Raw genomic sequence first — 20,127 nt, forward strand, 5'->3', positions numbered from 1 at the left:
GCAACCGCCATTGGAGCGTACCAATTCGTCGAAATCAACTCCCCCGCCGGCGGCGTCGCCCACGCCCGCCATGCTCGCTGCGCGCAAACCCGTCGACCTCATATTTTACACATTCTATGAATGCCGAGTTGACTGGCATCACTACTGTGACGGCGTGGACTATCTAGCGCTGCTGGACTCCGCCGGCGTCCCGCAAAAGGATTGGCAGGTTTGCAAACCGCTTTTCAAGCTAGCTGGACAAAGCGGCGCAACGAGAGGTCCCATATTCAATCCGGGCAAATGGTATGCGCAAGACCCTATCCTTCCCGCTAACTTTCGAAGATTGCAGCTGGTCCTTCACGCCGAAGGGAACAATATTCCTCAATTTCCGGGCTTGCCCAGCCAAGGTGCGTTTATTCGTTTGGAAGATGTCGGTCTCCGATTGATCACGCAGGACGCCTCTTTTGAAGAACGAGTAGCAAGCGACTGTGACTTTCCCGCGTCACCTTGATAAATACGAGCGCGGGAGCCCCGCCTTTTAGCTCTTCGCTTCTCGCTGACTACCACCGATAACGTCTTCCACTTCGAACAGCTCTCCGCGGTGCCTGAAGAACTCAGCGAAGGGCCGCCAACGGCGCTTGCTGATCAAACTGGGCATGGTGCCGTGGAACAAAAACAAGAAACGGCTAAACACTCATCAAGATCATGTGCATTTGGAGGAAGCTGCATCCGCCATCTTGCCATTCGTTTGATCCGTTGGTATCGAAACGATGAGCCGCGCGTGATGGATTGGTGCTGGCTCCGAATGTTGTGCACCTCCTGAGAGCTTTGCTTTCTTTTGTGGCGGGGGCGCCCGCGCACGCCCTCCCCCTCTCTTTGCACAACGTTCCTCGTCGGAAAGCGGTTTGTCTCCATTGCCCGACGGGACGAGGCTTGAAGTAGGAGATCGAGAGCGACATGCTCTCGAAAACCATTTCCGCAAGCCCCAGTGAGTTGGGCGCGATGGGTGCCGGGTACTTCCCGCTCCTGCGCGGCGAATGCCACACCAGGACTCTGGGACCCGTTGATTAGTGTCCTGAAGATCAGCAGTTGCACCAATGGCATACGCGCAAATCGGTGCGCCAAGGCCCCTTTGACGGCATTGCCGTATTTTTAGCAGTGCAAACCAATTTGCGGCCGGAATTCATCTCGACTGCAAGGCGATGTGTCCACGCGCCCGACCGTAGCGCGCCGCGACGAGCCCAGTTGTCGGAGCATCACACATCCTCGGCCTCGTCGACATCAGGTTCAAGGGGCAGCGATTCTTCATCTTCCGGTTCTCGCCTGCTCCAAAGCTCTTCGAGGCGAGCATCGACGTTCGTCAACTTCCGGGCGACCCTGGCCAATGGCTCGGCCGCCATTGAAGCAAAGCCTACTGGCACTTCCACACTTCCCGACAGTGCCACGGAGACGAGCATAAGTGTCGCTATCCGCGGGATGTGCAATACTTCGACAGCCGGGCTAAGAAATCCAGCGGGCGCGATATGACCTTCATCAAAAAGATTCTTGAACCGATCTGGGTGGTCGCGCCGGGATATGCTCGGAAAAACGATCTTCGTGCGTATTGGAAGCTTTCCCAACTTCCTCCGTAGCGCGAACTTTATCGACAAAAGAGCCTCTTGCAACTCCGGCGAGCAGCCCCAACCAGACCCCCCGGGTCTGTACCATATAACCTCGCACCCTTTTCGAGCTTCGGTTGATGACGGAGCGATGGGATAGCTTTCAATAAGGTTGACTAGAAAATCAACATTCCTGCGAATGTACGATGCGCCAACAAGATTCTGTCGATCTGGCTTTGTCTTTTCAGGATTCAACAACAACCATCTCGTGAGATCGAACCTGGCCCCTCCGCTGTAAGCGTCGGTCACAGTGGTTTCTCCCGATAGGCCGGAAAAGTCGGCGAGTGCTGCTGCCGACGATTCCATCCAGTTGAGACCACGATAGGCGTCGAGCATCGCAGTCGCGAGAGACCTGAATCGAGGCATATCTACGGCTTCGATAGCAGCCAGATTGGGTCTTAACCGCGGTTCCGGGTCAAACACCAGATCCTCATCCATCCGGAAAACGAGTGAACCAAAGCGCTCGGCGACTGCTTCCGAGACGGAGTAGAGGGCGAAGCGATCAGGGTTCGAAGTTCGTCGGACCTTGCGCAGATACTCCGCAAAGTTGTCTTCGAACGCCTTTTTCGCATACGATGCTGGCAAGTCGCGCGCCATGCTTGCCGGGCGGATATCGATTAAGTTTCGGGCCGACCGCGTTCGGTCGGGTGCCGCCATGTTTTTGCTCACAAGATCGAACCACAAGCGAACGACCCAACTGTCAACGTCGACTACACGCGGCGCGCCATCCTCAGCCCCTCGAAAATATTCATGGGCAGAGAGATGTAACCGTGCTGTGTCTCCCTCAAGCGTGACAAGACCCGCGCCCTTAAGATCGGCCATCACCGTTTCTGTTTCGGCTGGCGTGAAACCAAAGTAAGTCGCAAGCCGCTGAACCGGCACGTCCTCGCAAAGTTTCAAGGTCCGAAGCACAAACTCGTCAACCACAGGCAGACGGCGGTCTCTCGTTACGTTCGCGCGGATCAGAAACCGCCGGCAAGGAATATTGAAGCCAAAGCTACGCACCCGGGTTGGCCCTAAGATACCCTCCGTCATCGAATATCTCCCACCTTCAAAACCGCGAGAGTGGCGGGGCCTGAATCGATCTCGTCGAGCACCTGCCGCATCGGCCATCGCTTTTGTACGGCGCCCCACATTGAGCGCGCACCAACTATAAAGAGCCTCTCTTTCGCGCGCGACAGGGCCACGTTGCAGCGATTAGGTATCCGCACATGCCCCTGATCACCGCGCTTATTGCTCCGGACGAGCGAGACGATCACGATCGTATTCTCCTTACCTTGGTAGGAATCGACCGTGTCGATACGCACTGTGCCGCGGAACCTCACGTCCCACGGCCGCCGAGAAAACACCTCCTCTATGCGCGCCTTTTGCGCGCTATACATGCAAATTATGCCGATCGGCGTTTCGCTCTTGGCGGCTAAAAGCGATTCGACAAGAACGCCATCAGCAGCAATGACTTCAAGTAGGCGCATAACCGCATCGACCTCCGCCTCATTGCTGAACGTTGTCTCATCCCAGGTGGCCGGCGTTTCTAAATGACGGGGCTCGTCTGAAGTATCAATCCAAGTAACGGGCGACGAGAGTGGCCCAGATAATTCGCGAGCAAACGCCTGATCCGATTCTCGGTTATCGGAAGTTATGAGTTTAACACCGTGCGGCTCATAAAACACCTTCGATACGAGATCGCATATTTCAGGCGCCATTCTGTATTGTTCCGTCAGCGTTCGGCCGTTGTCTTGCCCGTAACGCGACAGATATGCTCTTTCAAAATCGCTTCGCTCAAACTCCACGCGCGGTGTTTCTGGCATTTCTGCCGAAAGGCCCTTGAGCACAGCGCGCTCAGTCATTGGCAGCAATTGCCGATGATCGCCGACAAGCAGCACGCGTCGACCTAGCTGGATCGGCACTGCCAGCTCTCCGGGCGTGCAACGCGCCGCTTCGTCGACTATCACCCAGTCATAGGTGCTTTTTTCCATTCGTATCTTCGTCTGCCCCACTCCAACGCACGTAGCTGTGACGATCGTCCGAGTTTTGGCGAGGAATTCCTCGAAGTTGCGATAGGGAGATGCCAGTGACGCCGACCATTCTCGCGATAGTTCTATTAGCTGCCGCGCTTTCGTTAGGTCCGAGGGCGATGTTTCGGGATGACGCGCCAATAATTTATCGAATGCGGCGTCGAGTTCGGCGTCGATTTGAGTAACGTCCGCAGGACGCCCAAGAATTTTTTCAGCAGAGGAGGAAAAGGCCGCCGCGGCGGTGCGCACGGTTGCGTCTCGCCTATTTCGTTCGGCCCGAGTGAGGTTTACTGAATCTCGCTCCCCTTCAGCAAGTGTTTTCAGCCGGCGAACACGTTCGCCAAGGCTGCGGTCGACGTCGACCGCGTCGGCGACCAAGGCGCGCTTCAGACCGATCGCGCTTCCGAGAACACCGACCCGATATCGAAAAGCGTTCTCAAACCGCGACTGAAATCGCTCTTGCAGCGACGCGGTATGATAAGGCCGAATTTTCTCTGTAATACCTTTCGACCCAATGCGTAGAAGGCTGGGGCGCCGACCTCCGAGCTTTTTGAACAGATCAAGAAGGGCTTCGATCGCGTTGTTCACAGCTTCATGCGACTGGCTCGCGATCAATATTTTTCGCGCACCCTTCTCGGTCGTGAGCCAGTGCACCAGCGACGCGATGAAGTGCGTCTTGCCCGTACCAGGTGGCCCCTGCAACAAGCCAACCGGACCATGCCCGATCACATGCCGAAACGCGTTCCGCTGGCCACGGTTCAGCTTGTAGCGATCAAGCATTTCGTCGGAAACATCGTCACCAAAATCGATGGCAGCAACCGAACGTTCGGTCTCGAAGTAGCTGATAAGCGCGGGGATCGCGGCCTCGTTAGCAAGGATTCGGTCAACTGCCTTGGTCCGCCGATCAAACGACGAGCGAGATCTCCGGTCAACCAAGTTTACCCGATCGCCCGGGACAAGTCGCCGGTCTGAGTATTCAACGACCAGCCGCTGAGCGTCTGTCTGTTCGAGATTTACCTCACCAACCTTACGGCCATTTGGCAGCCTCACTTCCACGGTCGTGCCAGCATCAAAGTCGAAATCTTGTCCTTGTCGTTCATAAGCATACACCGCGACAGCGCCGCTCGGTGGTCCGATATCTTGCAGTATCTCCACTTCCGGTTGGAAGGAGGCTTCTAATTCGAGAAGTTTCCGCCAGTAGCGAGGCACGTCAAGCGTCGGCGGTCTTTCGCCCCGATCATCGTCAGGCGACGAGAATTGTAATTCGACGAGGGGCTTTATGAACGCGAGCAACTCATCCAGGCCGTCATCCAGGCCATCCGTAAGATCAATCAGAACCCTCACGGGGAGGCCGTGCTGCGAAGCGTAAGAAAGGCGAGTAAAGTTGGCGGGGGCGTAGCGCACATGTACAATCTCGCGACCGCGCATCTGTATTGTCAGTTCACGTTCGATCCCGAAGACTTTATACTCGACCGTCGAAGAATCGATTTTGTCGGCTTGCACATAGTAGCGCCCGCCGTCGGGCAAGAATGGTTCGCTACCTGCGCCTCTGAACGAAACCGTCATTCTGCGAGGGCGATCTACTTCAATGCGAAGAATTATGCTCCGCAGAACTGCGGTGACTGGATCAAGCGTGTCGAGCCGTGGGCGGGTCAGTTCGCGATCAAGTTCAGCAATGTCGTCAACTAAATTTGAGTCGTTGGTGCTCGCGAGCATGTCTCGGATGATTTTCACCGTTGCATATCGGTCAAGCTGCTCATCGGTAAGCGCATCGGCGTTTTCAGGGCACATTGCCGGCGTCCGAACGCGGCCATCACCAACATCGGACATATCGAAAAAGTCGAGCAGTCGAATATCGTTGCCCTCGTCACAAACTAAGATGTTCTTTGGCGCAACATCACCGTGCGAATGCCCCATCGCGTGGATTGCGATGATGCATTGGACCAGTCTATTTGCTAGCTTGACCGTGAACTCCGTGTCTCTCGGGAACGTCTCGTCGAGCGGGGTGCCGGGCTCAAACTTGTAGGCAACAAAAGGGCCTGTTTCTGACAGCCCTGCCCGTAGGTAACGCGGGAGCCCCGGCAAAGGACTACTGACTAGCCTTCCGACACCATCGAAAAGTCGTGTCATCGCGACGTCGCTCGCCACATTCGCGCCTCGCCTGATGCGTGGCCAGGTCTTGACGACAATTTCTTGGCTATCCTCGCTCGTGCCGACGTAAACGGTGGTGCCTTTAAGCTTTCGTTTGATTGGCCAAAGAAAGTATGGAGAATCGGCAGTCTCGTGCCGGTCTATCAGGGTCTGATCAATGTCGCCGGTTTGCGATCGGTCCACGATATCGGCAAAACCATCCGCCATGACACGAGCATCCGAATATCGGGAATTAGCATCCCTAGTCATCGCCCGCGCAAACCAGGTCGCGATATCCGGTAGAGTGACAGGCAGCATTTCCGAAGCCGCGGCCGCATCGGGTGGCAGCGGAGAGCCCGTCAATATTTGGAATGCCAGCCGTCCGAGCGCGTGGACGTCGCGTTGCTTGGCCGTGCCGGCCAGGCTCTTATCGATATCTTCTGGCAGATAGCTAACGTGGCCTCGAATGACGGACGCCCAATCACTTAGTGATTCCTCGTCGGGCAATTGGCAGGTCATCAGACCGCCGAGTGCAACGCGAGTCGGAGTAGCCGCCCACACTGATCTTGGACCCAAATCTCGATGAGCTATGCCCTGCGCATGCAGCTCCGCGACGATTTCCATCAGGGTTGCAACGGTTGTGACGCGATCATCGGTGTTGAGATCTTCAGAGGCGCGTTCGAGATAGCGGTCTAGGGTAGTGAGGCCAGCAGTCAGCCGCCTGAGTTCGAAATGTTGAGTTAGAACTTCTTCCTTTTCGTCGCCGACGGGCGCAAGAATTGCGTTGCGTTCAACGAGAGGGCTACCAAGTGCATGCAGACGGCCAATCGCGCGCATCTCACGACCGGCAATGAAGCGTCGCCGGTCGGGACTGTTCAGGCCCACGGGAAGTTTGTCGAACGCCCAAATCCGAACTAGTGCCTTGAACCGAGGGTCACTGATCTGCTCGGCGCGGTGTTCTCGCCAAACTCTATCAGGATGGGTCACGAAATCCTCGTCGACAACGCGATAGCCGTCCCACTCGGCTTCTAAAGGACCGAACATCTTCGGGTTCAGAGTGATGCGCTCGAAATCCGCCTCCAGGGCAAAGGCCTTCTGAGAATGGAGTCTTGTTCTGTTGAGCAGTGCCTGTCTGCCCGCTGCCGTAGAGATCGATATCGCTTCTTGCAGTGACCAGACGCTGGGTTGCTCGGCGGCGGCAAGATCTCGTTTCGTTGCAATACCGGTCAGCACAACGCGAGAATCTACGTAGTAATGAAAGCCGGGAATGTGCTGTTGCAGGAAAGTTTTGACCTTACGAGCCTTCTCGGCCAATCCTTGAACAGGCGAACGGAACCGTCGACGTCCGTGTTTCCATTGATCGCCGTTATGGGTCAGCTTTTCATTGAAATCTTTGAGTTCAAGAATCAGGATTCGGTCGCCCATAACTATTATGGCGTCCATTTCGATCGGCGTTTCCCCGCGAGGAAAGCACTGCAACGATGCGTAGAGTAACCAGTCGGCCGAATAGGCCTCTGCAAGGGCGCTAATGCCTGGGATTTCACGGCGGTGAATACCCGCACTGCTCAGGTATCGCACTCGACAGACCATCAAATCTCCCCCTTCGGTCAACGCGAATCGCGGCATTCGAACCGATCGTGGTCGATACCTTTGCACAGGTTGTGGTATGTCAAAAGTGCTCGCGGCAAGCCATCGCTCGTCCAGCCATCGCCGCGCGTTGCGCAGGATAGCCCCCTTCCGGCTTCTCCGGGCACCGGCTGTCCAGTTCGGTTTTCAGCACCGATCGATGGGCAGCAAACCGCGGGCCTTGCGCTTGCCCTGGCAGCCGAATATGAGTGCCGTCATACTGCGACCAGGTGAGCTTGATTAGATCGTCTTGCCGCTGGCCGGTCCATAGCGCGAGCACCGGGGCAAAGCGCAGTTCGTCCGGAGCGGCCTCGCCGAATGCCTGATGTTGGCGGCTGCCAAATGACTTCGGCCCGTTCGGCTTCGTACAGCCTCCCGCCGCGCTTGCAGGGGTTCGTTGAGATGGTGCCACGGTCATTGGCCACCGACAGCACGCGCGCGAGCACGCCCCGTGCATAATCGGCTTGGCGGTCCCCTTCGATCGGCGCAGACTCCCCGGCCCTCTTTAGTTCGGCGCGTTGCTTCGGGCTCCGCGTCGGCGCGTTGGCGATTTCATCCCGCCTTTTTGAAAAGTCCGCGCACTCCGGGTTCTTGCAGTGCCGCGATGGGCAGCGTGCCGAACCGTACTTCAATCACAGCGAGGAAACGCAGATAGTCCTATTTTGTGCGTGCGGCGAGCTTGCCGAATTCGCTGGACGATTTGAGGGGGCGACTATCCCCGATGCCTTGTCGAGGGCCAAATCGATCGCCTTGCGGTCCCAACGGCGCGTCCCTGGTAGCGGTGCCGGCGCCAATCCGGATGCGACCCACTTTGACCAGGTATTCAGCGTGACGGCGCAATAGGCCGCGGCGTCCGTTCCGGACATAAGGCGTGGTGCGGTCATCTTGACATGCGGTTCGCGCGCGTTCGATCGAATCGGCCGTGCGTAAAGGATAGCTGATCCGCTGCCCGACCGGGACCCTCTCGTTCAATAGAACTATAGACTTCTTGCCCCCCGGAGTTGTAAAGAGAGCCTATTAATTGAGCAAAGTAGGGGGCTACGTGACTGAAAAATCAAAAATTGTGCTTTCGCTTGGCGCTGCACTTGCGTCGCTCGCGGGAATGTCGGGCGCCGAGGCCAAGGCGGTAGTTGCCGATGAACGGACCTCCGTAGCCACCGAAGTCACTGCTGATAAGCCTCGGCCCAATGCCTATTATCAAGCAGGAGAAGACCTTCTCGGGTTTGTCATGACGAAGCAGGCCGACGGCACCATCGTCGCGGGACATAGCTCGCACGCGTCGCATGCTTCACATGCCTCTCATGCCTCCAGCCGCTAAGCTTCCTGCGGCGTCTCAGGTCGAGGTAGCTGTCGATTTCGATTCAAGCATCCAAAGCTTGAACGCTTTGGATGCGGCAGCCTATCGTCTGATCGGATCGGCGACCTGCCAGGTTGACCGTGCAGGCGACCGCTATATTTGCCGCTTAGTTTCGTCTGGCAATCCGCAAAAAGGAGCCGTGCTTAGTTCGGACGAACTGAAGGAGCGGTTTCTGCACCTTGTCGCCGACGAAAACTTGCGGATTCACGTCGCTGAAAAAACCGAAGGCGTTCGGAACGTCATCCTCGCACTTGCCTTCGGGGCCCTGGCCACCAACCAAAATTAGAGTCCTGCCGGAGAACCATGGCGCGGTTTTTATCTCCTGAGACCTTCAGAGCGGCAACCGAAGATCTATCGCTGTTGCCGTTCAATTTTGAGCGCACCGGCGAGGGCCAGTATCTTGTCGCCAACATGATCGGCGATTTCATCCGCCTGACGAAGGATGAACTAAGCAGGCTTGTCGACCTTCGGGTCCGACCCGGCGACGGCCTCTACGAAAGGGCCTATGCCGCTCATCTCGTCACCGGAGCGAACCAGAAGGCGCAACGTCAGCTTCTGGCCGCCCGACTGAGAAGCCGGATGTCGTTCCTGCAGCAGATGACCCCGCTTCATATTTTCGTCGTGACGCTTCGGTGCGAACACTCTTGCCCTTATTGCCAGGTCTCGCGTCAAAGTACCGACCGCTCACGCTTCGACATGAGCGAGCAAACCGCGATGCGTGCCCTCGATATTGCGTTCGCCAGCCCGTCGGCAAGGATCAAGATTGAGTTTCAGGGTGGGGAGCCACTTCTCAATTTCCCGCTGATCAGGAAGATTGTTGCCGCTGCGAAACAACGGTCCGGCAAGAAGCTCGACTTCGTCATCGCCTCAAACCTGGCCCTGTTGGACGACACCGTTCTCGAGTTTTGCAAAGAAAATAACGTCTTGCTCTCAACTTCCCTCGATGGTCCATCCGACCTGCACAACAAAAACCGTCCCCGCCCCGGTGCAAACAGTCATGAACTAGCTGTTGCGGGAATACGGCGAGCCAGGGAGACTTTAGGTCCCGACAGGGTCGGGGCCTTGATGACTACCACGGAGGCGAGCCTGGACCGGGTCGATGAAATCATCGACGAATATCTCCAGCTGGGGCTGGATGGCATCTTCCTGCGCCCGCTTTCGCCATTCGGATTTGCGATCAAAACGAAGCAGTTCGCCAAGTACGACGCGCAGAAGTGGCTTGCGTTCTATGAGCAAGGATTGCGCCGCGTTCTGGAGATCAACCGACAGGGCACCCCGTTCCGGGAGTTCTATGCGGCGCTGCTTCTCACACGGATGCTCTCGGACCGGCCCATCGGCTACGTTGATTTGCGCAGCCCCGCGGGGGCCGGCTTGGGCGCGCTGGTCTACAACTATGACGGCAGTGTTTTCGCATCGGATGAAGGCAGGATGCTGGCCGAGACCGGTGACGACGCTTTCCGGCTCGGTCACGTCGAATGCGACAGTTACAATTCTCTCATCCTGTCGGATAAGCTGATGGGGGCGATTTCGTCGTCGCTTACCCAGTGCGCGCCCGAATGCTCGACCTGCGTGTATGAGAGCCACTGCGGGGCGGACCCCGTCTATCATCACGCGACCCAGGGTGACGCCCTGGGGATCAAGCCGCTGTCGGCATTTTGCGCTCGGCAAAAAGGCATCATGGGGCTGCTCTTGGACATTATGGAGAGTTGTCCGGAAGATGCTGCCATCCTGCGACGATGGGCCACTGCATGACCCTCCCTCTCTATGGCACAGCCTTGCAGAGCAATGGATTTTCATCGAACAAAGCCCGATCAGCCCTCAGGCTCCGGTGGATCGACAGCAACGCCGAACGTCACGTGGCTGATTTTGCGCTCGCCAGAACGCCGGACGAAGTCCAACGCGCGATAGCAGCCGATTGGCCGTCCATCTTTGCCATCTCCGACACTCCAATCGATCCACCCGGCACGTTCAAAGGACGGCTCGTCGCGGTCTCCACGAAATATGACTATTTTTCGGACGGAGACATCATCGGGTTCGATCATGTGTCGGGGAAATTCCGCACGCTGTATCGGCGGAATTCGGCGCACAATTCGTTTCTTGTCACGGAACGGTGCAACAATTATTGCCTGATGTGCTCGCAACCACCCAAAGATGTCGATGACCGATGGATCCTCAGCGAAATCAAGGAAAGTCTGCCGCTCGTCGATCCAGCGACCCGCGCCCTGACGTTCACCGGCGGAGAGACCCTGTCGGATTGGGAAGACTTTATCGCCGTCCTCAAGAAATGCCGCGATTGGCTGCCGGCAACGGCCATCCAAGTGCTGACCAATGGCCGGGCGTTCGCGGACTCGCGGATCGTCGACGCCTGGAAAGAGATCGGCCACCCGAACATGATGGCGGCCATTCCCGTCTACGCCGGGGTAGATCATATCCATGATCACGTGGTGCAGGCTAAGGGTGCGTTCGACGAGACAATCCTAGGCATCCTAAAGCTCAAGGATCGAGGACAACGCGTGGAAATCCGTGTTGTGCTGCATGCATTGACCGCGCCGATCATTGAGGACACCGGTCGGTGGATTGCCCGCAATCTGCCGTTCGTTGACCACGTCGCGTTAATGGGGCTCGAAAACACGGGCTTTGCCATCGCAAACGATGCCATGCTCTGGATGGATCCGGTGGACTACGCGGACGGGCTCGCAAAAGCCGTCGATCACTTGAGCGCCGCTGGCGTCAACGTATCAATCTATAACCTACCGAAATGTGTCCTCCCAAAGTCGAGCTGGCCGCATGCGCTCCAGTCGATCTCAGACTGGAAAAACGGGTTCGTGGAAGAATGCCAGCAATGCGACGAGAAGAATACGTGCAGCGGCTTTTTTACGACGGGACGCCCGCGGTTCAGTCGAGGTGTGCACGCGATCACTTCCAATGAGACGAATGATTGCTTGGCGGACTAGCAGGCCAGAAAAAGATCGAACATGAAGATCGGTACTGGTCTCATTGCTGCTGCGATTGTGTACGGCATCTCCGCGGCTGACGTGCACAACTTTAGGGCCTGAGAAACCACTCGTTCTACTAGTTTTTGCTCGGATTGATGATCGAACTGAAATCAACTTGGAAACGCAATGAAGCCCGACAAGCTTTCGATCTACGAACTGTTCCAGAAGGATCGCCGTTATATTGTCCCGCTTTACCAGCGGGCCTATGTGTGGAACGAGGCCGAACAATGGGAACCGCTATGGGACGATATCCAACGGCAGGCTGAAGCCTGTATAGCGAGCAAGACCGGCAGCCCTAAGCGCTCACACTTTCTCGGCGCCGTCGTGCTCAACGTGCAGAAGATTGTCGGCAGCGCCGTCGCCCGGTCCGAAATTATCGACGGGCAGCAACGTCTGACGACCCTTCAGATTTTTATTTGCGCGCTCCGGGATTTCGCGACTTCGAATTCGTCCGTCCATTCGTCGAAGATCAATCGGCTGACGCTGAATGAGGACGAAAACCCAGGCGCCGACAGCAGCTTCAAGGTATGGCCAACGAACGCCGACAGATCGACCTTTCGGCTCATACTTTCCGCAAAAACGCCCGAAGCTCTGCTAAAGGAGTGCTGCCTCACGACGCAGTCCGAGCTCCCCCGCATGATAGGAGCTTACATCTATTTCCATTCCCAAATCACGGCATTCGCGACGTCGGTCAACGATCCCGATAGCGTCGACCTTCACATCTTCGGCCTCTTCCAAGCGTTGCGGACGGGTCTTCAGCTGGTAGTCATCGAGTTGGAAGAGAACGATGATCCGCAAGTAATCTTCGAGACTCTTAACGCCCGTGGGCAGCCGTTGTTGCCTTCCGACCTAATCAGAAACACCGTTTTCCAACAGGCGGCGGCCGATCCAGAGCACGCGGCGAACGAGCATTACGCGGACGAGCTCTACGCAAAGTATTGGTACCACTTCGACAACGACCGCATCGAAACCGCCATAAAAGGCGAAACCCGATATTGGCACGTCGAAGAGCGGCAAGGACGGCTTAATAGACCACGCATCGATCTTTTCATCTTCCATTTCCTGACCATGAAGACTGGCAAAGAGCTGGCGATCGGTCAGATCTTTCAGGAGTTTCGGGATTGGCGTGACGAGTCGGACCAGGGGCTGGAAGCTTTCCTCAGCGAACTCAAAAGATTCGGCTCGATCTTTCGCTCCCTCATCTCACCTGTGGGCGACGGCCGGGCCGCGACGTTCGCACGCCGACTTCGTGCGTTGGACACAAGCACGGTCTATCCCTTTTTGCTGCATATTGTAGGCCTTCCAGCGGATCGGCTCGATCTTTCAGACAAGGAACAAGTGCTGTCCGATGTGGAAAGTTGGCTCATACGACGGATGATCTGTGGGCTCACGAACAAAAACTACAACAAGTTCTTCGTCTCCTTACTCGCGAAGGTCCAAGAGACAGAGAAGACCAACAAGGACGGTCTCGAGCCGACGAGTTCGAGGATTAAGAAGGTCGTCAGAGCCGAACTGGTCCGTTCGAACGACGTGACGGTACGCTGGCCTGGCGATGTCGAATTGAAGGCTGGATTTCTTGAAACGCCGTTGTATGTCAAATCACGACCGGACCGCGCCGTCATATTGTTGAAGGCCCTTGATGCACGTATGTATACGAGCAAGACGGAAAATGTAGTTCTACCCGAGAACTTGACGGTGGAGCATCTGCTCCCACAGAACGGCTCTTTGTCCGACTACCCGTATGCGCCACTTCCGGCGGACAAGATGGGCGACTCTCCGGATGAGCGCCGGAGAAGGCTACTCCACACGTTGGGAAATCTCACGCTTCTCACGGGACCGCTCAACTCCTCCATCAGCAACGGACCCTTCGCCGACAAGCGTCCCCAGATTGCGGCGAACAGTGCCCTGCGACTGAATGCTCGGTTTCAGGATCACTCGCTCGTCACATGGTCTGAGGATGACATCGTGAAACGCGCCGATGACCTTTTTAAGATGGCTACGTCCATATGGCCTTCGCCGATACCATGAGGTGCGCAGCTTCGCTGACCGGCGCGCGTCAGAGGACCGATTGTTTGGGCCCCCAGTCGCTCGCCCTGAAATGCTGCTGCTTCTGGCGGGGAATGCGCAAAATAGACAGCCGCGGGCTCGGGCCGCAAGGCGCGTCTGACGAGTAGGTCAACATGTTCTTGGCGTCCACTTTCGACGGTCTGCGATCATCGCAAGCGAGATCCGAGAAACGTTTCAGGTCTGGTTACACGCGTCGTATGATTGGGTGGAAATAGCCGACGAATTTCTGCTGCTGCAGGGAGCGGGGGATTACAAATGGACTGGGGCCTATTGGGACCCGAGCAACTAGCCGGGTCGCGGCGAACGCGCACGCTTGGACTTGGCGCTGCCGTGCGAAAATTCAATCAGTTGGCCGTACCCGGTCTGGGGGGTGTCTGGTTCGCCAAGCAGTTGGTCCTTGCAACACTTGGCGTGATTGTCGCCGAGCGGCTTCGGGAGACCAGCCGGAACGTCAAAACGCTGGAAGTGGCCAACGCTGTCGAAGCCCTCGCGTGCTGGGGAGCGTTTGAGAGCAACGGCTGGCGGAGAGACGCTCGTCTTCGGGGCGTGCAGAAACTCGCGGGAAAAGCCAACCTGACGTTCGCCAGACTTCGGCAGCCAAGATTTTACGTCACTCAGCCCATGCGCATGGCGACGGTGGAGGCATTGGTCGACCTTGGCTTTGTGCATCCCGGCAGCACACGCTTCAACAGCTTCAGATGCACCGAGTCCGGCCGCGACCTGGTCGAAGCGGCAACCAGCGAGTACAGGCCGTACAGATTGACCGTCGAAGATTGCCTCGTCCGCCTGGCGATCGAATCCGCGCCGATCACGGTTACACGAGACTTGCAACGAGCCTTGTCGCCGATAGAACCCTTGGCACCCCTTGCACGTGATCTTGTTCGAAGCAGGCTCTGCGAAGGAGCGGGCGCGAACAAGGACGCGGCTCGTCGAAAAAATGGCCTTGCATGGGTCGCATCCATTGATCCGGAAAAACCCACCAGTTGGAAGGTTCGACCGCCAACCATCGATGTTGATCATTGGAACGACCTTCGCCGCGGCGCGCTGTTCTTTCAGGCCCGCGATACAGCCATCGACTTGCTCATCGAAATAGAAACAGCCATCGCCCGGACAAATGCTCAGGCAATGGCCTCGAGCGCTGCTGCCGAAATTCCCGCGATGCAGAAGCAGCTCGGCAGGCTGCGCAACTCGGCCCAGCGTTTTCTGGATGAAGAGGACGATCCGACCGAAGCAAGGATAGCAACCAGTTTCTGCCGGGAATGCATCGTTGCCGACCCAGCGCAGATCATCCGCAACTCGTGACGCGAGACCGCCGGGTTCTTCAGCTCCGCAACAACAATATCGTTCCCGGTTCGGCATTCGTTGGCCGGGCGCAAGCAGAGGATGTCGAAGAAGATGCCGCGGGTCCGGGTACCGAGAATGCGAGCCGCATTCCTCTCCCCGAGGGCATTTCGTCACGGGTACAGAACCTGTATTTGTTCGAACTCGATCTCAACCACCGGCTCGGTACCTTCCTCAATCCGCTTGCTGACGAGGAAGCGGCATGAACTTCAAACCATGTTCGCTTGCTCAGCTGTTCGACCCTCCTGATGACTATCAAGGCATCTTCGGCTGGATCTGCGGCTATTCCGCGGACGCCGGCTTCCTTGAGGATGCTGCCGAACGATTTTCCGGGCTCACCAAGGCTCAACGCGAGCATCAAGGCCGGATACTGCTTGCCGTGATGCTCGATCCGGGAAACCCGCAGATTCTGCCCTCCGAAGTTCCCGCTGTCCTCCATTTGCCGATCAAGTCCTCTCCGTTGCCATTTCTTCTCCTGCACGCCAAAGTCGCCGTTCTCGGCTTCCAGGGCGCCGGCCGGTTTCTCCTTCGTGTCATCGTCACCACAGGAAACTGGACCCGGCAGACCCTCGAGGAAAGCCTGGACCTTGCTTGGCACGTCGACGTCGAGGACAGGCCGTCGGAGTCGTCCCGGCAGGACCGAACCGACCTTGCCGCGGTCTGGTCTTTTCTCACCTGGGTTCGCTTACACTTTGACACCCGTCCTCTCGACCTCGCGATCGACCCGAGCAACGAATCTGCCGGCGCAATCGAGAAGATTGCCACATGGGCAGCTCAACTCGGGACGCGCCACCGGGGATACCGCGCGCGATTTTTCGACAATCGGGAAGCATCGCTGCTGCGGCAGCTGCCTGACCTCATCGGGCACCATGCGGGTCCGACGGCCCGGAACTATCTGGCGTTGGGATCGGGATACTACGAGAGCACTCAATCAGGCGCGCCCGACGTTCCAGACAGTATAGTTACTGATCTTAAGCAACACGATCTGCTTACCACGAGCTCTGACCGAAACCTGTTCGTCAATCCACGGGCCTGCCAAGGTATCGCGAGGGGGCGTGCTGCGCTTGAAAACAAAGGCTGGAAGATCCGGCCAGCGCGCGCCCCCGAATACTTTGGCGGTGCGCCACGGGTCCTCCATGCGAAGTTTGTGTTCAGCTGCACCTCACGTGGTGGCTCGAACAACTGCTCAAGTCCGTGGATCTATCTTGGCTCGGGCAATCTCACCAACCCGGGTTTCAAGCAGAAGGCAGGCGCCAACGGAAACTTGGAGGCTGGCGTCATCCTCGCTCCCGCGAATTTGAGGTGGGAGCAGGACCGCGGTAGCGAGCCTGTGAGCATGGTCACCAATTTGCTGCCCATCCATTGGGATGATGAGAGCTTTCCTCTTCCGCCTTTGCAGCCCGGTGACGACATGCCGGAGCGCGATGTCGCCTTCGCGGCGGTGCCGGTTGCCCTGTTTCTGTGGCGAGAAACTCCCGACGGATCAATCCTCGTTCCGCAAGGCGGGCCGACAAGCCCGTTCGAGATACTCGATCCTCACGGGCGTCCCTGTCATCGCTTTGCGGACGGCAACCTGGCGTGGAATTCAGCTCGCCCGCGCCAAGTCACGATTATCTGGTCGGCGGAGGACGGCCCGCGTCGCGCAGACGTGCCCGTCATCGATCACTATGGCCGCTTCTGTGCGACCGATCTTCCGTCACTCGATCTTGAAGACGCCTGGATACAACTTGCCAATTTCCCGATGCCGCCCGACGACGAGGAACTAGCCGGCGGCGATGCGACGACCTCGATTGACGGCGTTGCGGCCAGTGGGACCGCCGCGCAGGGGCGCTCCTCCGGCTATCCAGTGCGGCGCATGATGACGCTGGTCGAAGACATTGCCCGCAAGCAGGTCAACGTCGATCAAGCCGACTGGACAGCATGGTGCAACCGCCTCGAACAAGTCCTGGTCCAATCCAAGGACAGCGCGGTTGTCACGGAATTCAGAGCAATCGGGCTGAACCCGCTTCACCCTCTTCTCCAGGCGTCTTTCCGGCCGCACTTCGCCGCTGACATTCAAACCGCCGAAGGTGTCCGCTACGCGACGGCGCTGCATCGGGTGACCGAAGCCTGGCAACTCACCGACCGACCCGCGCTCGGAGTTCTGCCGTGAAGAGCACTTTTAGAGGATGGGATGAAGTCGCGGGCCATCTCGAAGAAATTGCTTCTTCATCGCCGCCTTCGGCCGCGACGCTCAACGATGGCCAGCGCGCAAGCCTCAGAGCTATCGCTGCACGCATCGCCAGCAATGGTATTGTCGTTGCTGACGAAGTCGGCATGGGCAAAAGCCGGATTGCCGCCTATGTGGCCAACGCCGTCACGCGCAGCGGCGGACGAAGCGTAGTCCTTATCCCGCCAGGCCTCAGCTTCCAGTGGCAAGCGGAATTCCGGGCATGCGGAACCGACGTGCCGCCGGTCATTCGCAGCTTGAAAGGCTACTACGATGCCTGGGGCGAAGCCGAAGGCGACACCAAGACAATGGTGCCGTGGTTCAGGGAGTCCGTGGTGATGGTATCGCACCGGTTCTCCGACTGGCGGCTTGGATCGAATCCCCATCCTTGGCGCTGGTGGCTTCTTCCGGAAGTCTACGCAGTAGCCCGTCAACTGACCGAAGGACGGCTGCCGCGCTCCTATCGTGACGCAAATGATCACGCCGATCAGGCCAGGGTTCAACGCGTGGTCACCGCGGCGAGGTCAATGACGCAGGCGGTACCCCGCAGCGCCGGCCATCCAGCGCGCCGACTTCTCAAACAATTGCTGGAGGTGCGTTGGCCAGAACCGCTTGATCCACAGCGGTACGGACGCAACGACGTGCTGCGTAGGCTGCTCGAAAACGTCGTGGGCCTCGGAATGGGAGTTTTCGATCTGATCATCGTTGACGAAGCTCATAAGAGCCGCGACGACGAGAGCGGCCTTTCACGCGTCCTCGACAATATCGTTCTGAAAGGAAATGAAAGTCGTCGCATTGCCCTGACGGCGACACCGATCGAACTCGACGTTGCGCAATGGGAATCGACGCTCAAACGCATTTCCGTTCGCTCGGATCAGATGGAAATCATCACGACAGCGACCAGCCATTATGCCGACGCCATCCGTCGTTTGCGGCTCGGCTGGAGAGCAAGCGCGGAGTTGCGAAGCAATTACGTGGATGCATCACGAGAGTTTCAGAGCGCTCTGTCGCCTTATCTCATCCGGCGTGACAAGCGTGAAGACGAAGATGTTTTGACGTTCGCTCGCGTTAGCCGGCTGCCCATCCATGACTATCGGCGCCAGCAAGAGATAGCGGTCGAATTCGACGATCTATCCCCGGCATGGCGTCAGGCAGTCTGTGCGGCGGAAGCCCTGTCGCTGACCGACGGGGCCATCGACAACAGGACCAGACTTCTCCGCCTCACCATCGGCAACGGGCATGGCATAGCAAGCGTGATCGATGAAAATCTGCACGACGCCGAAGACGATCGGAAGCAGGACTCGTTCGAAGCCAGTCAGTCGGAACTTGCCCCGAAGACCGAAGTCCCCGTTACGGATCGAACCGCGTGGTGGATGGACACCCTTCGCCGCTCCTTTCCTGACGACCGGGAACTTCTCTTCGAGCATCCGGCCATCCTCGCTGCGGTCAAGTACATCGAACATCAGACCGAAATCGGCGAGAAGGTGCTTGTTTTTGGGCGATTCACGCGCCCGCTTCGCGCGCTCGTCAGCTTGTTGAACGCCCGGCAAATGCTGTTGCGCGTCGGCAAGGGCGAAGCCTGGCCGCAGCGAAAAGTTCATGGCGACCGGAATGCAATTTACGGCGACAGCGAGTGGCCGGCGGTCCTCGCCGCGCATTACCAGCTATCGTCGCCGGTCGATCTCGATGCGCTCGACGACGTGCTCGCCGAGCGTTATCGCAGAGACACCGAACTCCGCGCTAAAATGCGCGACACCATGATCCCGCGCATCCGCGCAGGGCTCCCGGAAGCGACAAACAACAGCACGAAATACGAAGCCATCCTGCGTGTTGTTGAACTGCAATCGCAACAAGCAGCCGACGATCCGGACGATGACGACCGTCAACTGACTCTGCTTGCGCGCGCAATTACGGCCAACACCGACAGCACCGACGCGTCCGACGCCGACATTGCGTCAGCTTTCATTGCGCTCGTGAACGCCGCTGGCGATCAGGACGATGCAGATGATGATCACTTGGACGACGAGGCTGCCCGGGATGCTTGGCGGGGCCTGGAAGAGCATCTCGGAGGAGGTTACACAAACCGTCAGGGAGGCTACGCCCGCCTGATGTACGGCGAGACCAAGCCTCAGGCCCGCCGCATGATGCAGTTGGCATTCAACCGATCCAACAGCTTCCCACGTGTCCTTGTCACCCAGTCGCTGGTTGGGCGCGAAGGCCTGAACCTGCACGAAAGCTGCCGGATCGTCGTTCTCTTGCACCCCGAGTGGAATCCAGGTGTGGTCGAGCAGCAGATCGGCAGGGTCGACCGGGTCAACTGCCGCTGGGCCATGGAGCTCAACCGAGCCATAGCGGAGGGAAAGACAGGCGCCGACCTGCCTCGCATCGAAATCCGGCCCGTCATCTTTAAGGGTACGTACGACGAGCACAATTGGAAGGTTCTGCAGGAACGGTGGGATGACCTTCGGGCACAGCTACACGGAGAAGCGATCCCTGCACGATTGAGAGCGGGCGAAGATGACGAAGGCCGGATGATCCTTGAACAGATCGCACAGTCGCGACCTGAATTTTCGCCTCTGAAACGAGAGCATGGGGATCCGCAGCAGTAAACGCGGGCCTCGTGTTGGCAACTGCGATAGCAAAGTCACCGGGACCGCCGCTTCGAGATTCGACACAGCCCAAGACAGCCACGGATTCAGAGATGGGGCATGGAATCCTCCTGCTCGTCGCTGAAGCGCGCGGGCAGCAC

Annotated in this window: 12 protein-coding genes; 9 read left to right on the forward strand and 3 right to left on the reverse strand. The window is 57.8% G+C overall.

Annotation, left to right across the window (positions count from 1 at the left end; all coding sequences use genetic code 11):
* Positions 1-1,235: 1,235 nt before the first annotated feature.
* From ACIPUD_RS15500 to ACIPUD_RS15510, 3 genes are read right to left on the reverse strand one after another with little or no spacing between them, the layout of a single operon-like run.
* Positions 1,236-2,672, reverse strand: coding sequence for a hypothetical protein (locus ACIPUD_RS15500; RefSeq protein WP_446481044.1), 1,437 nt, complete (start codon positions 2,670-2,672; stop codon positions 1,236-1,238).
* On the reverse strand, positions 2,669-7,408 hold the full coding sequence (locus ACIPUD_RS15505) for an AAA domain-containing protein (protein ID WP_446481045.1): 4,740 nt from the start codon (positions 7,406-7,408) through the stop codon (positions 2,669-2,671). Before ACIPUD_RS15505 ends, ACIPUD_RS15500 begins: the two co-directional genes overlap by 4 nt.
* 43 nt (positions 7,409-7,451) lie before the next feature.
* Positions 7,452-7,826, reverse strand: coding sequence for a hypothetical protein (locus ACIPUD_RS15510; protein ID WP_446481046.1), 375 nt, complete (start codon positions 7,824-7,826; stop codon positions 7,452-7,454).
* Positions 7,827-8,450: 624 nt separating this feature from the next.
* On the opposite strand from ACIPUD_RS15510, the gene hxsA2 reads away from it, so the two are divergent.
* The 9 genes from hxsA2 (at position 8,451) to ACIPUD_RS15555 (ending at position 19,987) form a co-directional block, all read left to right on the forward strand.
* On the forward strand, positions 8,451-8,726 hold the full coding sequence (gene hxsA2 / locus ACIPUD_RS15515) for a His-Xaa-Ser repeat protein HxsA2 (protein WP_446481047.1): 276 nt from the start codon (positions 8,451-8,453) through the stop codon (positions 8,724-8,726).
* A 58-nt stretch (positions 8,727-8,784) separates the two neighbouring features.
* Positions 8,785-9,051 (forward strand): hypothetical protein, encoded by a 267-nt coding sequence (locus ACIPUD_RS15520; protein ID WP_446481048.1) that lies wholly within the window; start codon positions 8,785-8,787, stop codon positions 9,049-9,051.
* 17 nt (positions 9,052-9,068) lie between these two features.
* Positions 9,069-10,517: a His-Xaa-Ser system radical SAM maturase HxsB gene (gene hxsB, locus ACIPUD_RS15525; RefSeq protein WP_446481049.1), complete on the forward strand. Its 1,449-nt coding sequence runs from the start codon at positions 9,069-9,071 to the stop codon at positions 10,515-10,517.
* Positions 10,514-11,719, forward strand: a complete 1,206-nt coding sequence (gene hxsC / locus ACIPUD_RS15530; protein WP_446481050.1) for a His-Xaa-Ser system radical SAM maturase HxsC — start codon at positions 10,514-10,516, stop codon at positions 11,717-11,719. Before hxsB ends, hxsC begins: the two co-directional genes overlap by 4 nt.
* Positions 11,720-11,887: 168 nt before the next feature.
* Positions 11,888-13,789, forward strand: a complete 1,902-nt coding sequence (locus ACIPUD_RS15535; RefSeq protein WP_446481051.1) for a DUF262 domain-containing protein — start codon at positions 11,888-11,890, stop codon at positions 13,787-13,789.
* A 369-nt stretch (positions 13,790-14,158) separates the two neighbouring features.
* The gene (locus ACIPUD_RS15540; RefSeq protein ID WP_446481052.1) at positions 14,159-15,130 is read left to right on the forward strand and encodes a hypothetical protein; all 972 of its coding nucleotides are present in this window, start codon (positions 14,159-14,161) and stop codon (positions 15,128-15,130) included.
* Positions 15,127-15,375, forward strand: coding sequence for a hypothetical protein (locus ACIPUD_RS15545; RefSeq protein ID WP_446481053.1), 249 nt, complete (start codon positions 15,127-15,129; stop codon positions 15,373-15,375). The genes ACIPUD_RS15540 and ACIPUD_RS15545 overlap by 4 nt, the downstream gene beginning before the upstream one ends.
* Entirely contained in the window at positions 15,372-17,321 is a 1,950-nt protein-coding gene (locus ACIPUD_RS15550) for a hypothetical protein (protein ID WP_446481054.1), read from the forward strand. The genes ACIPUD_RS15545 and ACIPUD_RS15550 overlap by 4 nt, the downstream gene beginning before the upstream one ends.
* A complete protein-coding gene (locus tag ACIPUD_RS15555) occupies positions 17,318-19,987 on the forward strand; it encodes a helicase-related protein (protein ID WP_446481055.1) in 2,670 nt (889 codons plus the stop codon). Before ACIPUD_RS15550 ends, ACIPUD_RS15555 begins: the two co-directional genes overlap by 4 nt.
* Positions 19,988-20,127 lie beyond the last annotated feature (140 nt).

The sequence above is a fragment of the Bradyrhizobium sp. CAR08 genome, assembly GCF_052871955.1.